The 16493-nt window shown below is 43.8% G+C and carries 14 protein-coding genes; 6 read left to right on the forward strand and 8 right to left on the reverse strand.

Translation table 11 applies throughout. The features are described 5' to 3' along the window. Together ACFQ0N_RS29565 and ACFQ0N_RS29570 are read right to left on the reverse strand one after the other, a co-directional pair. A partial coding sequence (locus ACFQ0N_RS29565; protein ID WP_379333250.1) for a transposase occupies positions 1-237 on the reverse strand: 237 nt, incomplete at its 3' end. 453 nt (positions 238-690) lie between these two features. Beyond that, a complete protein-coding gene (locus ACFQ0N_RS29570; RefSeq protein ID WP_379333252.1) occupies positions 691-1719 on the reverse strand; it encodes a polysaccharide pyruvyl transferase family protein in 1029 nt (342 codons plus the stop codon). 924 nt (positions 1720-2643) lie between these two features. Between ACFQ0N_RS29570 and ACFQ0N_RS29580 the strand changes: the two genes are divergently transcribed. After that, positions 2644-3195: a sugar O-acetyltransferase gene (locus ACFQ0N_RS29580; protein ID WP_260064512.1), complete on the forward strand. Its 552-nt coding sequence runs from the start codon at positions 2644-2646 to the stop codon at positions 3193-3195. A 270-nt stretch (positions 3196-3465) separates the two neighbouring features. On the opposite strand, the gene ACFQ0N_RS29585 is transcribed toward ACFQ0N_RS29580, so the two are convergent. From ACFQ0N_RS29585 to ACFQ0N_RS29610, 6 genes are all read right to left on the reverse strand, one after another. After that, positions 3466-4239: a hypothetical protein gene (locus ACFQ0N_RS29585; RefSeq protein WP_379333257.1), complete on the reverse strand. Its 774-nt coding sequence runs from the start codon at positions 4237-4239 to the stop codon at positions 3466-3468. Positions 4240-4654: 415 nt separating this feature from the next. Beyond that, positions 4655-5311: an HD domain-containing protein gene (locus tag ACFQ0N_RS29590; RefSeq protein WP_379333259.1), complete on the reverse strand. Its 657-nt coding sequence runs from the start codon at positions 5309-5311 to the stop codon at positions 4655-4657. A gap of 100 nt (positions 5312-5411) precedes the next feature. Then, positions 5412-5903 carry an NUDIX hydrolase gene (locus ACFQ0N_RS29595; RefSeq protein WP_379333261.1) on the reverse strand — a complete coding sequence of 164 codons (492 nt, stop codon included), beginning with the start codon at positions 5901-5903 and terminating at the stop codon, positions 5412-5414. 207 nt (positions 5904-6110) lie between these two features. Further along, positions 6111-6608 carry a phosphotransferase enzyme family protein gene (locus ACFQ0N_RS29600; RefSeq protein WP_379333263.1) on the reverse strand — a complete coding sequence of 166 codons (498 nt, stop codon included), beginning with the start codon at positions 6606-6608 and terminating at the stop codon, positions 6111-6113. A 502-nt stretch (positions 6609-7110) separates the two neighbouring features. After that, complete coding sequence (locus ACFQ0N_RS29605) at positions 7111-7998, reverse strand: hypothetical protein (protein WP_379333265.1); 888 nt, start codon at positions 7996-7998, stop codon at positions 7111-7113. A gap of 566 nt (positions 7999-8564) precedes the next feature. After that, positions 8565-9131: a histidine phosphatase family protein gene (locus ACFQ0N_RS29610; protein WP_379333267.1), complete on the reverse strand. Its 567-nt coding sequence runs from the start codon at positions 9129-9131 to the stop codon at positions 8565-8567. Positions 9132-9509: 378 nt separating this feature from the next. Between ACFQ0N_RS29610 and ACFQ0N_RS29615 the strand changes: the two genes are divergently transcribed. The 5 genes from ACFQ0N_RS29615 to ACFQ0N_RS29635 all read left to right on the forward strand — a co-directional run bounded on the left by ACFQ0N_RS29615 (position 9510) and on the right by ACFQ0N_RS29635 (position 16305). After that, positions 9510-11837 carry an AraC family transcriptional regulator gene (locus ACFQ0N_RS29615; protein WP_379333269.1) on the forward strand — a complete coding sequence of 776 codons (2328 nt, stop codon included), beginning with the start codon at positions 9510-9512 and terminating at the stop codon, positions 11835-11837. Positions 11838-12081: 244 nt separating this feature from the next. Then, the gene (locus ACFQ0N_RS29620; RefSeq protein WP_379333487.1) at positions 12082-13020 is read left to right on the forward strand and encodes an ABC transporter permease; all 939 of its coding nucleotides are present in this window, start codon (positions 12082-12084) and stop codon (positions 13018-13020) included. A 23-nt stretch (positions 13021-13043) separates the two neighbouring features. After that, entirely contained in the window at positions 13044-13928 is an 885-nt protein-coding gene (locus tag ACFQ0N_RS29625) for a carbohydrate ABC transporter permease (protein ID WP_379333271.1), read from the forward strand. A 40-nt stretch (positions 13929-13968) separates the two neighbouring features. After that, positions 13969-15534 carry an extracellular solute-binding protein gene (locus ACFQ0N_RS29630; protein ID WP_379333274.1) on the forward strand — a complete coding sequence of 522 codons (1566 nt, stop codon included), beginning with the start codon at positions 13969-13971 and terminating at the stop codon, positions 15532-15534. Between the two features lie 150 nt (positions 15535-15684). Next, positions 15685-16305: an SGNH/GDSL hydrolase family protein gene (locus tag ACFQ0N_RS29635; RefSeq protein ID WP_379333277.1), complete on the forward strand. Its 621-nt coding sequence runs from the start codon at positions 15685-15687 to the stop codon at positions 16303-16305. Positions 16306-16493 lie beyond the last annotated feature (188 nt).

The raw sequence follows: 16493 nt of genomic DNA on the forward strand, positions 1-16493 counted from the left end.
GGCGTAGAGTTCGTTGATCTGATGCTCATACTCGTTTTTCATTTTCGTGATGCCTTTTCGATCATCGACGAACAATTGCGAGAGGTTCTGCACCGCTTCTGCTTTCCACCGGTTGAGGACATTCGTATGAATGCCATGCTCCGTTGCGAGCTGCGAAACCGACTTTTCTTCCTTCAGAATTTCCAGTACGATACGTGCCTTTTCTTCGGGGGTAAACTTTCGTCTGCTGGTCGACATACAACTAAGAAACTCCTTTTTTACTGTCTAGTTTCTATGTAGCATTATACTGTTATGAGCTATTCGAGGGTGAACGCATTGGGCATGTAGAGCTTGTTAAAAAACTAAAATCCTTGAAGCAAGCTACAGCAGAGCTGGACGAGACCAAGCATCAATTGAAATCTAAGCTTACTGAACTCAAAAACAGCGCTATATCTCTGAAAGAAGTCCGCCGCGCGTTAAAGTCGCTACACCTGAACTCAATAACTCACCGAATTCCTTACCAAGGGATATTAATACCCTTGTTATACATGTTCTGCTCCACTGTCACGGCCACTAACCATTGTCTTTTGAATATCAAGGTCAAAATTCGTCAAATATTCCTTTCATAACTTAACCCTTCCTTCATGTTTGACAACACTCATCCGTATTTGTAAAATGCCCTCGCCTAGCGCACACATGCTTTGGTTTATTTTAAGATTCCAAAGCATCTTTAAGAAATTGAAATGAATTATGACGAAATGCACTTGTTTTTGATTCGTCTATATGATGAAAAGTAACATCATCAATATTTGGAATATTTGCTGTATCATAAACATAGCAAGAAGATAAGCCAAACGTATCCAGCAGAGCTATCAGTCTTGAATCCATTGATTTGGGGTCTTGTGGATTATCAGATACCGGGAAAACTAAAAATGGAACCTTATATAAAATGGCAAAAACAGCCCCATGAAAAGCACTAGTAATAAAATACTTAGCGTGTTTTATGTACCCTACAAATTCCTTCGGACCAACCGTAGCTGCTCCAGCAGTTGCAAGAGATATAATCTCGTATCCGTACTTTTTTGAAAGTGCTTCAGCATATTCCTGAACCCCTGTAATATCTCGTAAATCATAAGTGAGTATATAAGCTTTTTCTGGCGGAGTAGCAGCAATATCATCCCATTCGGATTTATCAAGAAGCATTACAGGATCCAATACATGAGTAACCTCTCCATTTTTCATCGTTTTCACAAAAGGGATTGCACTTTTTTCACGAACAGAAACAAAGTCTAAGGAATTAACGTGTGGAGCAAGGATATTTTTTCGATCGGGCCCTATTTCTGCTCCTCCCATGCTTGCTGCGTATGCAATTTTCGTTTTTGATGCTGGAACAAAAGAAAGTGCCATACAGGGTAAAATGTCATCGGAAATAACCCATGGTAAACCCCATATTTGGTCGCTACCGCAAACAAAAATATCGTAATCATCAACACATTCTGCAATATCAGATACTGTATATAAGCGTTCGCTGTGGGGAATGCTTTCGGAAAAAGTCCTAAAATGTTCAGCACTTTTAGCACTTTCATATGCTTGTAAGGTGTATTCGTTTAGCCACTTGAATGTAATTTGCTCACAATGAAATCCTAACTTTGCTATAGCTTTTTGCAGTGCATAAGCTCCAAGTTGGCCACCGTAATTATAGTTTTTGTAATAAACAGTAATAAGTCCCACTCTTTTCATAATAATCTCCATTCCGACTAAGTCGGCACAAACAGGAATGAAAGAAAAGTGCCGAAAAGTCTACATAAATTTGAATTTTGCAACAGTATAGCGTAATAAATCATCCTAAAATGATTTTTTTGACTATCCAATTAGCTCAAAACCGCCGTTTTTGCATCCATCTCACTAAGGCGATGAGATCGAAAAGAATCGCGTAAAACAATTCGGCACTGACTTTTTCACGAAAGTTGCTTAGACAACTGTGAACCGGTACCTTGGCAATGTTGGGCACGCCGATAAAGTTTCGCCACGCTTGGTTTTTAGGCTCTTTAAGCTGCCGTTCCAGTTCCCGAAACGTTTTCTCTGCTAGCAAGAGTAAGTTTGTATACATCAGAACTAAATGACTCTAGAACATCTTCAACATTCAAGACGTTCAACTTTAGCTTTTCTATAACTTTTAGAATAGAACCCATATGTAACCTCCAGTTTTGGAGCTTTGGTTACCTCCAAAGTCGGAAATTCTGCATTCCAACTCCCAAGGAAAGCCCTTAAGGCAAAAAGTAGCGCTCAATCCACGTATGTATTTCCCAAAACCACGGATATTTGTTATTCAATGCCCTTGAGCGATAGGTACAGGGGTAGCGAATAGGTGATTTGCTACTGGACGTGGTTTCTCTGGAGCAGCAAGCTAAATAATGCACTCTTTTTGCTCATCGAGCTAACCTTTGATGAGAACGTTGAGGAATACTTTCAAGCCATTGACCCTTCTACTGATGAAGCAGAGAGGTCTTTTTGTGTTCCTAGCAAAAAACTCATAAAAATATGAAGTTCATGATTGCGATCTAGAAGTTGTATCTATAGCATTAAGTATGACGAAATGACACATTAGGCCGAGAAAGCGCAGAATTATCGAGAGAAAATCAAATATTTTACGAGGTGTCTAAAATGACTGAAAAAGAAAAATCACATGCTGGCTTGTTATACCAACCTAATGACCCAGAGCTTGTTGCGGACCGTGATGTCACTGTGAAGAAACTGTACGACTACAACAATCTACACCCACTGGAGCGCGATTTGCGACGTGCCGCTATACGCGAATTGCTGGGTAAGGTCGGCGAAAATTGCGTTGTGGAGCAGCAGCTTTTTTGTACTTATGGGTATAATACCACGCTGGGCAATAATTGCTTCATTAACCTCAACTGCAAACTTATGGACAGCGGATTCATTACGATTGGAGACAACGTATTTATCGCTCCCAATGTTTGTATCATAACGGAAAATCACGCGATGGATGTGGAGCAACGTTTGGCGGGGCTAGAATACACAGCTCCTGTCACGATTGGCGACAATGTCTGGATTGGTGCTGGAGCCATCATATTACCAGGCGTAACGATCGGCGCGAATAGTGTAATCGGTGCAGGTAGTGTTGTTACTAAGGATATTCCGCCGAACACTTTGGCTGTCGGCAACCCTTGTACGGCAATCCGCTCACTTTAATTGTCACACAGACTTTATTATGCCGCATAGTTTTAGTTGAGCCTTTTTGGCAACAATAAGGTGAAGTAGTTACTTGATAAGAATCAGTGCTAGCAAGGAGGGCGGGCGTACACACTCCCTCCTATTTTCGCCGTTACTTGTGATACGGTTCACCTCAACGGGGCTATCGGCGAAAAATAAGAAGGAGCTTGTCGCGGCGTGACAGCTCCTAGAAATCCAATTGGTTAACATAAACAATATTCTTTTTTCGCAGTCTCCTTAACTTGCGCTCTACTTTGAAAATGTGCTAAGTAAAGACGGCCATACGGAAATTTTCTCACTGCAGGATGGACATAATGTTTCCCCCGCTAAATAATACAGATGCCTAACCAATGTTTGCTCCCCGATCGCTTCCGCCCGCTCCGCTAATGTTCGTATTTCTTCATCTGCAAATGACGTGACCGGGACGATCACATGGGATTCCTGATCAGTGTGAAAGACGGGATCTTGTTCATAGGCTTGAAGTATTTCGATTTCTACAGAATTATCTTCATGAGGCCAGATGAATACATCATTTTCGCAGGCCGGACACACGGCCACATATTCATCAGCGTTAATAAAGGTCATCAACATATCGGCAAGCATATACGAACCTCGATAAGCGGCATCCGCAACAAGAATAAAACGTTTCTCCGTCTCATCGATGGAATGATGGGCTGTATAGGAGAATACTTCCTTTGTAAGCGCCTTGAGATTCCCAATAGCCTCTAAATATTCACGATACAATTCAGTACAGACAGAGCTACCTACATCTTCAGCCAGTTCAGCCCAAGATTCTGGAAATGGCTCCTCATCGCGCCCATCACGGCTTGCCTCGATTATACCGCAATTTACAAACAGCTCTTTGCGCACTTCAGCATCAGATGTAGAACATGCTATTTGTGCCAAAAACGGCATCGCCGCATATGTAGCCGTATATATCGTATTTTGATGGTACAAGTACTCTTGAAAGAGTTCATCAAAAATCTCCTGGCTGTATTGCTGCATTAGCTGCTGCAATAACACAGGTACGTTGTCTGCAGAACTGTACGGTCCTGTCAGCTTTCCCCATACATCGCTATCCCGCTTAAGCAAGCTTTCCCTCCGTTCCTAATTGCCAACTTCATCCTTTCTACTTATTATATCACATAAAAAACACGCTGGAATCAGTGCCCAACATCCAGCGCCTCTATCTCCTTTATAAGCTTCATAACAGCGGACGCCCTTTCAGATATGTGATAATGAGTAGGAGTAGCATGCCCATCCCTTTTCTAGAGACTTGATTTTCTTCCATATTTGTTGTATAGACCGCCGCGGCAGCCTATTGCTTGTAGTTTCAGTCTCCGTTAGCCATCCATGCAGCACAAAATCAGCGCTGCACCACATAGAATGAAAATTAGTGTTAATTTTCATAGTAGTTGAATGAAGGTTTACGGCACTTCTAGGTTTGATTATTTGTTGGACTTACTGTTCCTATTAACGCTATATCCGTATATATAGACTCCTCAATATTAGGAAGCAATCTGTAAATTGATTTATGAATTATTTTCTCAATTTCTTGCTTAATAATGAAGTAGCCCTTCCATAAAATCGGTGACTTAGAATTGATTCCATTTCTAATGGCAGCCGAAACAATTCGTTTTTCTATTGTTGAAAATCCCTTATCATCTGCTAATGCATCACATATTGTAATTAGTTTGTCATAGATCGTCCATTCAATTTGATTTAGAATCTCACTTAATTCTATTTGTACGTGTGAAGGGATTTCCCCCCAACCATTAATTGCCTCTAAATTTGTTGATGGAAATGAATGCGTAACGCAAACATTGGCTGTTCCCTCGAAGCCCTTATGAATCATAAATAAATAACCATCCAGTGAATGAATTACTGATGGGGTAACACCTATATACCGGCCGATATCATGTAAAAGTCCACTTGTATAGGCTATATTGGGGTCAATGGCATGTAGTAAATCGATTGCAATATATTCTGCCGCTCTGGCCACATTTATTGAGTGTTGAACCCATGTTCCTGGATTTGAAATTGCCGCTTCATTTAACAATTGCTCTGCATATAATCTATCTTCAACAAACTTCATTTAATCAACTCCTTAACAAAAAAAGGGAGCAGCTGTCACAGCAAATGCCCCCTATTCATTGAACTCTTGTTTCCTCGTTTGTTCAATAACGTGAAACAATCTACTTCGATATATATGCTTGGTGTTTTATTATAAACTCGGGGTGCGTTACATACTCCATATATTTTACCGCTCCGTTAAACTGCAAATAAGACTGATAGCGAATGCGAATAGCTGGATGTGTAATGAAATCAAGAACTCTATCTTTCGCCACCCAGCGGCTATCGGTTGTTTCTTCAGTAACAGCTAACAACTCCCCACCAACAGGTTTACATACAAAATCAAACATAACTTGCGTAGGAACATCAGTCACGCCATCATACCATTTAAATTTCCCTGTATTCGAGTAAACACCAATTAAGTAGCTAACTGTGGTGTCAATTCCGCTTTCCTCTCTGATTTCACGAACCAAAGCATCCATCAGATTTTCTCCAACTTCCACTTGTCCACCAGGGTAAACCCAACCACCGTCACGAGTTTTTACTAAAAGGATATTTCCTTGCTCATCTTCCACAAATCCTCCTGCGGCTACGATGTGCGTTGGAAATGACATATTACGACCTCCTATGCGGCAACGTTTTGTATTTTTATTCCACAACCTACTCGCATTATCCTGCCCGTTAGCGTAATGAAAAATGGAGCAACTGCAAATGTGCAGCCGCTCCATGATGCATTGAACTAACGTACCTGTTAGCCCAACGGAGGCCACGCAAATCGATCTGCCGGCAAACCTGTCATGGAGTATTTTCAGCTCGTTCCATTAGTCTAAAACTATCTCACAGCCGTCGAAAGACTGCCCAGTTTCGATTAACTTTACAGCATATGCGATTGCGCTTCGCTGAAAATCACTAAACATGGACTCATCTCCGTCCCAGTTGGTAAGCCACCAAAAGAATGAGCATATGTTTCTATAATCCATGAACAATGGAATTTGTTTTATCCAATAATAAGTTAGGTGATTATATTTAAAGTACCCTTCAAGGAATTCGTTCAAGAATTTGGTCGCGAATTCATTTTTTGATTGTCTATCATCCTTTGCTGCCCCCCACCAAACAGCATGTGTTACCGCGATTGCAATGTCCAACGAAAACCAACCATATATGCTGTCGTCAAAATCAAAGACCGTAATCACTTTTCCGTCTATATGGAAATTGTAGGGATGAAAATCGTTATGAATCAAACCGTATGAATGACCTTCAGCCCACGGCGGAGATGCTGCTTGCGTTACTGCTCTCCCCGGGCACGCATGTGAAAGCAATAATCAAAAGATCCAGGTCATTCTGGTCACAATGGAAGGCCGCATCGTTCGCGGACTGTCTGCCCATGTGGACGCCCAGGTGAAGCGCATCGTCCGGCTGGCGGGATATGATATTTCCATCTACACTGCACCTGTTGTCGAAATGAGTCGTCAATAGTGGCTTCGCCGCCCGGCGTCTATCAGCGCAATGTCGAATTTTCGTTAATGATCACGATTGATGGCTGATCCTGACAAGTGACCTTGCATCTGCAGCAACAAAATTGCTTTTTAGGTGTTTTATTCAGTCATGTCAAATTATTTCATGCGGAAAGTCGGTGGAGCCAAACGAAAAGCTGTTGTATCCACGAGCCCGAGAGGCTTAAGACGTGTAGCGCCGGGTAGCTTCGCAGGGTTATCTGCCTGACTGCTCTTCGTCGAAAAGCCTCGGGCAAGTCAAGGCTCCGCAAGGAACAGTGTGAATACGGTGTTATAGGATGTCAGCGCCTTCTTCGAAATACCTTCTTTAGTCAGATATCTTTTCTTTAGAAATATGAGTTTTATATTTCCTTTTAATGCCTTCAGTTGTTATATGAATATCATGCCAGCTATCTTCAGCTGTTTGGTCAAAATTATGCTGTCTTACATTCGAATAGATTGTTAATTCACTATACAAATCATAATAATTATTTAGATCCTTACCGAACTCTGGAAATGACACAACTTTTGTTTCATTATCTTTGTTCTCCGGTAAAGAGTAATAAAGTTTGGCGTCTTGGTACAATTTGCAATCTCTCAATTGTATAAGTAAAATGATTAACTCAGGCTCAATGCTGTTCACTAAAGGCATATGAAGTATTTTATCAATTATATATTGGTTTCTTATCCGTTCATGTTCCAATCTTAGCGGAACAGTATAAATACCAGTATTTAATTTAATAACACCATCTTCCCGTTCTTGTTGATAATAAAAATTCATCAAATTGTCGGGAAAGTCGTTTAGTTGCCCTAATACTTTATTTTTTTCTTCTTGATCCGCAGTTTGAATGGCATATTTAAAATAGAAGTAGTTTAATGTTTGAACCATCATTTCAGTTATAGAATCAATTTTTATTTGTATAATGTTCATTATAGTAAGTCGTTTCTTTTGTTCGGGTATATAAACAACAAAATAATAAAAAATACAACTGACAATATATCCGATACTTAAATTAAACATAAGATCGCCTAATTGCTCACCGTAATCAAACCATGCCAGTGTTGGAATCTCTGAGGTATGTAATCTACTAAGCGGTGAAAATTTAATTATAAGAATCATTAAGAAACTGAACACTAAAGGAATCCAAAAAAGTAAAATACGGTTTGTTTTCGAAAAATTCACAAGATTATTTTTTTTACTTGTAGAAATCTTCATAGTTCATCTCCCGCCAATAACCGTTTTGCTTTATATTTAATATTTTGTAATCGTTTTGCGCTGAGTTACTATAACGTCTTATTCACGAACTTCACGAATACCTCTGCTATAGCCTTGTATCAGAAACATTACCTAATACCCATAATACCATACCGTGGAAAACAGCGGACTATTTTCTAGTCGAATAGAACTAAAAGCCTCTGAAACACAAGGCCTCAGAGTCTCTAAAATTCCTTTAATACATAACTACAACACGCCCACCATGCCCGCAACCAACTTTTTTCGCCGTCACTTATGATAAGGCTCAGCTTAACGGGGCTATCGGCGAAAAATCCGCCGCGGTGCATAATTGCCAACCTTTTACCCGATTCATGGGCTATGATCAAACCATAAATTATGCACAAAAGGCCGTCGAAGAACTCGGCGGCTTGGATGTAGGTAATTCAACTATCGTCTCCCGTTTGCTTAATTCCGAAATCCCTCGGGCAGACCGAGGGGCGATAGCCCCAATGCTTTAATATGGTGTTATGTGATGTCACAGTCCTCTTCGATAAACCTTATAAAATCTAATCATTCCACATTCTTGTTACTTCTTCTAATTCTAAGTCCTCGAATTGCATTTTATAGATATCTGGTTTCTTTAATTGATTCAAAAACTCCAAGCCAAAAGCTGAATCAAAATGATTCATCATCAAAGTCATTACAAGACCATGAGTCCCGATTGCTATTTTCTTCCCTCTGTGCTCTTTTAATATGGGTTTTAGAACTGAGATTGCTCTTTTCTGACAATCAGCATTAGACTCTCCACCCGGCAAGGTATAATTAGGGTCATTAAAACTCTCTCTGATACTAGACATTAACTCTGCATTTTCAATAATATAAGATGCAAAATGACGTTCTCTAAGATCTTCAAATACTTTAATATCTAACTTTAAGTGCTCGGCCAATCCCTCAACACTAAGAATTGCTCGAGTATAAGGACTTGATATAATCATATCTATTCCTTCATCTATAAGTAACTTCGTTACTTTTTCAATATCGATCTTTCCTTTTGGGGTAAGCCCTCTTGTTCTTTCATTTCCTTCATTGTATGGTGATTCTCCATGCCTAACCATATAGATAATTGACTTCATACAGGCCTCCTTTAGATGCTTTCATTAAATATCACACATTGATTACACATAACGTTATATTCACTTATAAAATTATCCAACTCAGAAAATATTCGAGAAACAATTGAACAATCCTGCCCGTTCGGAGCGAGGTGCTGTTTCATCTCTGCGGCAGCCTCGTGATGTAGCTTTTTATCTTTATGCTCGTCATTCTCTTCATTTTTCAAAGCAAAGATCGCATAGTCTATTTATTTGTCTAAATGGTAATGCACGAGTTCTTTGGATTTATTTAAGTACTACTACCTGGCAGGCGCATGAATTTATTCGGGTACCGGTACCCAAAAAAACGGCTATAGGGTATACTACTTCTGCCGATACCAAAAAGACGGGTGAGAAAAGATGAATAAATGGCACCGATTCTTTCAATATTCCAAAGGAAACTTTTACAGAAAAAGTCTCGTTCTCATTCTGCTCAGTGCGAGCATTCCAGGACTTGTGATTGGTGGAAGCGTTTACTGGATCGTATCCGATAAAATCGAATCCGCTTTGATAGAATCGCATCAGAAACAAATTTTGGAGCAGTCCCGAAATATGGACGAGCAATTAAACTATTTGGAATTGACCTTGAGTCACTGGGCCTTCGAGCCGCGTTTTGGCGAAAGCTTGCAAACGCTTGATTTTGTCTATCATTTTGCGGAAACAAGGGACATCTACAAGACGCTGCTCGTGATGCAGGGCTCTCATCCGCTCATCAAAGGGGTGGAGCTGTTTATTGACAGGCCGTCGCCTGTGCGGTTCAACCCGGAATACAATCCACCCAACGAGCAGAGCCAGGTTACGTATTTCAAGCAATTGCTGAGCAGAGGGGGAACGGCTTACTGGACGAATTCGTCCCAAGTCGCCAATCCATCCGCTTCGAATGACGCCTTGCTGGTTCACAAGATTATGGATATGAACCAAAACCCGTTCGGTATCCTGGTCGCCACGCTGAATCGCGAGAAGGTCGAGAACATGTTGAAGGTTCTGAATCCCTATGATAAAGGCGCCACATTTCTGATGAATCGGCAAAATGAAATTTTCGCAGCCGTCCAGAGTGGAGCTTCTTCACCGAACGAATTTGAAGCGGCCATTAAGGAAGCCGTCATGCAAGCGGGAGCCGATGAGAGGGCTTTCTCGTTCAAATGGAACGGCGACGATTATTCGGTTTCAGTCGGCAAGCTGCCGCGAATCGATACCGAGTGGACTTATGTCTCTGCCACTCCCGTCTCGGCCATCACCTCGCCGATTATTTTCGTATCCCAACTGATACTCCTCTTCAGTATTTCCGGTTTTGCATTGGCATTGGCGCTGTCGTGGTTCGCCTCCAATCGCATCTATTCGCCGGTAAAGCGGCTGATGAATGTGCTTGCCGGAGGAAAGGCCGGGGGACTGAACAGAAACCTCGACGAATTCCAGCTTATTGAAAAACAATGGGGGCATTTATCGCAGGAAAGCAGCCTTCTGCAGAGCAAGCTTCAGGAACAGCTGCCTCATATTAGAGAGGGTTTTCTGCTGCAGCTGTTCCATCAATACTTGAATCGTTATTCCGAGCAGGAGCTCAAGAATCGCATGAAGCAGTACGGCTGGGAAACCGACGGCCGGCAATTTATCGTAACCAATGTGCAATTAACCGGATTTTCACAATCGGATGGGCGATTTACTCATGATGACAGAGGACTCGCCACGTTCGCGGCGGCCAATATCATCCAGGAACTGGCGGCATCGCGCTTCAAGGAATTCAGCGTCATTAACTTTCATGATTCGTCGATTGGCCTGCTCGTATTCGCCTCCGATGCGGCTTTAGCGAGGATGGAACTGCTTGCGATGAGCAAGGAGCTGACACAAACGATCAATCAGATCCTTTACGTCCGCGTGACGATTACGATTGGCAAGCCGACGGATGTGGTGCGGAATATCCCGGCTATATTCGAAGAGGCCAGCCAGGTTTCGTGGGCTCGCATAATGAAAGACGCCAATCAGATCATCGACATGGAGCAGCCTGATGCTGCGCTTGAACCCGGCGCCTTCCAATACCCGTTCGCGCTGGAACGGGACATCGTACAAGCGATGCGAATGGGGCAGCAGAACGATGTCGAGCGTCTGCTCGTGCAGTTTCTGAACGAAGTGGCGGACGGAGGGAACAAAGAAGCGATTGTGAAGCAAAGTCTGCTTCTTCTGGTCGGTAGTATGCAGCATATGATTATGTTATCGGGGATTCGTTTGAAAACGCCGTTAGAGGGTGCTAACGTATTCGACAGCCTGCTGCAAACCCGGGAGCGGGAGCAGATCATTCAGCTTATCTGCACGAAAGTGGCCAATCCGTTTATCGAGGCGATGGCAGAGCGATCGAATTCCCAGGTGCAGAAGATTATCGAACAAGCGATCCGCTATATGGAAACGAACTATACGAAGGATATTTCACTGGATAGCTGCGCGGACCAATTAGGGACGAATCCGTTCACCTTGAGCAAATCGTTCAAGCAAGTAACAGGGATCAATTTTATTGATTATGTGACGGACTTGCGATTGAACAAGGCGAAGGAGTTGCTGCGGGAAACGGACATGAAGATGAATGACATCGCGGAAGCGGTAGGGTACCAGCAGACGTATTTCAACCGTATTTTTAAGAAGCAGGAAGGCATTACGCCAGGCCGGTATCGGGATAAAAGCCGTGATGCAACCGTATGAGCAGTACGCCGTTCGATCCATTGTTGCCCAGAACGTCTGTTATTTAGGCGTTTGAGGGCCTTTTTTCGCATGCGGCGAGAAAGTCTAATCCGGGTAAAAAAGTGCAAAACAAGCGCTGTCGCGGCCGGTGCTGTTCCATCCAAAATGTATAATTGCCTGCAAAATGATCCTGCCCTATGATTCAGTTGCGAAGACACCTCATGCAGAAAGGAGGTACATCCGAAAGGAGATGCCGATGGATAAAATGTTATCGAGCGCGAAACCGGCAAGCCGAACGGAGACGAATTGGCTTCGTCATGTGAAGAAAGACAAGTGGTTGTATGTGCTGCTGTTACCGGGGGTTCTGTATTTCCTTGTTTTCAAGTACATCCCGATGTGGGGAGTGCTCATTGCGTTTCAGAATTACCAGCCGTTTTTAGGGGTTTGGCAGAGCAAGTGGGTCGGAATGGAACACTTCACCATCTTTTTTCAAAATCCCGATTTCATCAAGCTGCTTCGCAATACGTTATTGCTGTCATTGTACAATATTATCTTTTATTTCCCTGCCCCTATCTTTATCGCGCTTATGCTCAACGAGGTTAGAATTGCGATCGTCAAGCGAACGATTCAGACGCTGATTTACGTCCCGCACTTCATCTCGATGGTCATCGTGGTCAGCATTACCTACGTATTCTTAACGACCGAGGGCGGGATCGTCAACGAGCTGTTGCAGCAGTATACGGGCACGAAGATCGCTTTCATGTCCGACCCCGATTGGTTCCGGCCGTTGATCATTCTGCAAACGATATGGAAAGAAGCTGGGTGGGGGACGATTATTATCCTGGCTGCGCTGTCGGGAGTCAGTCTGGAGCAGTATGAAGCCGCGATCGTCGACGGAGCGGGAAGATGGCGCCAACTGTGGCATATTACACTGCCGGCAATCCGAAGCACAATAGTCATACTGCTCATTCTCAGGATGGGGTATGTTCTCGATAACGGATTCGAGCACATTTATTTGATGATGAATGCGCTCAATCGCGATGTGGCCGATGTATTCGACACGTATGTGTATGACACCGGGATCAGAGGGGGAGCATTCAGCTACAGTACGGCAGTCGGCTTGTTTAAATCGATTGTAGGCGTCATTCTCGTATTGTCCAGCAATTACCTGGCAAAGAGATTCGGGCAAACGGGCATTTATTGATTGATTGATGGAGGATAATCGTTATGGGAAAAAGGTCTAACACTTTATCCGCAAGGATATTCGACGGGTTCAACTACCTCTTGCTGGTGTTGTTCGCTCTTTGCTCCATCATCCCCTTTCTTTATATTATTGGCGGTTCTTTCGCTACGGAGGCGGAATTAAGCACGAGAGGATTTTTTCTGATTCCAACAGAGTACTCCTTGAATGCGTATAAGTATATTTTCACATCGAATACGTTGATCCGCAGCATCATGGTTTCGATCTATGTGACGGCAGTAGGTACCGTGGTCAATCTGTTCTTTACCGTCACGATGGCGTACCCGTTGGCACGCAGAACATTGCATGGCAGGAATACCATCCTCAACCTGGTTGTCTTCTCCATGCTGTTTAGCGGCGGGCTCATTCCTACCTTCCTGATCGTAAAAAGCCTGGGTCTGCTCGACACTTATTGGGCTTTGATGCTGCCGGGCGCGATAAGCGCATTTAATTTGATCATCGTGAAAAATTTTTTTCAGGAGCTGCCCCCGGGGTTGGAGGAGTCGGCGAGAATAGACGGCTGTACGGAAGTAGGCGTATTGTGGAAAATTGTGCTGCCATTGTCCAAACCGGTGTTGGCTACATTCGGCATGTTTTACGCGGTCGGTCACTGGAACAATTTCTTCACTGCGCTGCTTTATGTGAACAGTCCCGAAAAATGGCCGTTGCAGGTATTGCTGCGCCAAATCGTCTTGCTGTCGCAGGGGAGCTTGGGAGATTCGACGCAAATGGATCATCTGTTCGAGCAGCCTCCCGAGCAAGCGGTGAAAATGGCCGCGATCGTGGTGGGCACCGTTCCGATTCTGCTCGTGTACCCGTTCCTGCAAAAGCATTTTGCCAAAGGGATACTGCTTGGTTCCGTCAAAGGATAATCGTCCAGGATTCTAACAAAAAGAGAGGAATGAATCAAAGATGGCGACAAACAAGAAATCGCTACAACGGGGGATTGCCCTGGCGCTTGTTTCAGCAGTAGGGCTCACAGGAATGATTGGATGCTCAAACGGGGGGAATAGCAAGGAGCCGGCCGGGAACAGTACGTCACCTGCCGCGAATAGCGCATCGCCAACTACGCAGCCGCCGCTCAATCTCGATATTATGCTTCCTTCCTTTGGAACCGAGAGCCCGAAGGAGGACAGTCCGGTCATTCAAGCGCTCGAAAAGGCGACAAACACCAAACTCCATTTTGAATGGGCACCCAATTCGTCCTATGGGGACAAGTACAACATTACGTTGGCGTCCGGCAAAATGCCCGCGATCATGGTCGTGCAGAGCAAGACGGCCAGCTTCGTGAATGCAGCCAGATCGGGAGCTTTCTGGGAGCTTGGACCATACTTGAAGGACTATCCGAACTTAAGCAAAGCGAACCCGATCACTTTGGATAACTCTTCCGTCGACGGTAAGATATATGGTCTTTATCGTACTCGTCCGCTCGGCAGAAACGGGATGATGATTCGCCAAGACTGGCTCGAAAATGTCGGCTTGCAGTCGCCCAAAACGATTGATGACTTTTACAATGTGCTTAAAGCATTTGCCGCCCAAGACCCGGATAAGAACGGCAAGGCGGATACGTACGGCATGGTCATTACCAAATACAATCTCCCGTGGGAGATGATGCAAACCTGGTTTGGGGCTCCGAATAAATGGGGAATGGATGCGAATGGCAAGCTGACGCCGGTTCATTTTACGTCCGAATATATGGATGCGCTTCGCTTTTTCAAAAAGCTGTATGACGAGAAGCTGATCAATCAGGATTTTGCCGTCATGGATTCGGCGAAATGGGTAGAACCGCTTGCCAGCAATCAGGCTGGTGTTGTACTTGGCGAGGCGGACGGTGTCGTGCCTTTTGAGAACCGGGTTGCGGAAGCGATGAAGAAGCTGAACAAGCCAGAGCGGCAATACCTCGATATTTTCGGCGATGTTGCCGGACCTAAGGGAGTCCGAAACTTGCCGACAACGGGCTATGCGGGTATGGTCCACATTTCCAAATCCACAGTAAAAACGGAAGCGGAACTGAAACGCGTATTGACGTTCCTGGATAAGCTGAGCGATGCCGATATCCAAAACTTGCTGTACAACGGAATTGAAGGCAGACACTATACGAAAACGGCGAATGGGATTGAGGCGACGACGGACAAAGCGCTGCTTGTGGAAAAGGTTGATTTGTCCCAAGTGGCAACAAACATTCCGGAAAATAAGGCGCTTCCGGCTGTGGAAACGCCGCTGCTGACGAAAGTGCTCAAGGTACAGAAGGATAACGAAGCGTTCGTCGTTCCAGATCCGACTTCCCCTCTCGTATCGACCGTGTATACGCAGAAAGGCGCGCAATTGGATAATATTGCGAATGACGCCAGAACCAAATTCATTGTCGGTCAAATTGACGAAGCGGGCTTGAAGGCGGCGAACGAGCTGTGGCTGAAGAGCGGCGGCGAAGACTTGATTAAAGAAATGAATGAGCTGTATGCTGCGAATGGGAAGTAACGATAGGAGTCGTTTCACCATAGCGGTCATGAGCCGCATGTACTGACCCCACAGATTCTAACGGTGCTATTTGTATCTATTTCGGGAAAGTAGCTCCGTTAGATTTCTCTACCCTCCATCGTGCTCGAAGCGAAAGGAATGTCTATAAACATGAAAAAGATTTTTTTAATTGGCGACAGCATAAGCGTACACTACGGTGATTATTTATCAGCGTTAATTAAGGAATGCTATGAGCTCGTTCCACGCGAGGGTATAGAAGAAGCCTTGCAGAATATCAATATGCCGATTGGCGGTAACGGCGGGGATAGCGCCAGGGTGCTGGGTTTTCTTAAAGCCCAGGAGGATGAAGAAAGGCTCAATTATGATGTTTTGTTGTTTAACAGCGGACTACATGACATTAAGTGCATATATGAAACCATGGAGATACAAGTTGAGCTTTCTGCCTATGAAGCTAATTTGAGAGAAATACTCAAACTGGCGCGTGCTCATCGGGTGATGCCGATTTTTATAAACACCACGCCGGTAGACGATGAAATCCATTTCTCCTTCCTTAAAGAAAACGGTGGAATAACCCGTTATCATGCAGATGTTATTGCCTATAACCATGCAGCAGAGAAAATAATGAGGGAAAATGATGTAGCGATTATTGATTTGAACGGCTATACTGCGTCGTTAGGGGGCAACTTGTATTGCGACCATGTGCATTTCAATGATTCGATAAGGAAATTGCAGGCTGATTTTATCGCTGTAAAGCTTGCTGAAATACTCTGAAATGACAGTTCTGCGAATGGGAAATAACGATAAGAGTAATTTCAACATAGCGGTCATGAGCCGGATCTGCTGACCCCACAGATTCTAACGGCGCTCAAAGAACTTTTGAAAGAACGCCTCTTTATTTTACCCGCTGTCGATTTGCAACAATATCCGTATTGAGCTTGATCTCCCGATACCGGATATTG

Origin of the sequence: Paenibacillus sp. GCM10027626, assembly GCF_042676285.1 — a bacterium.
Classification (GTDB): domain Bacteria; phylum Bacillota; class Bacilli; order Paenibacillales; family Paenibacillaceae; genus Paenibacillus_Z.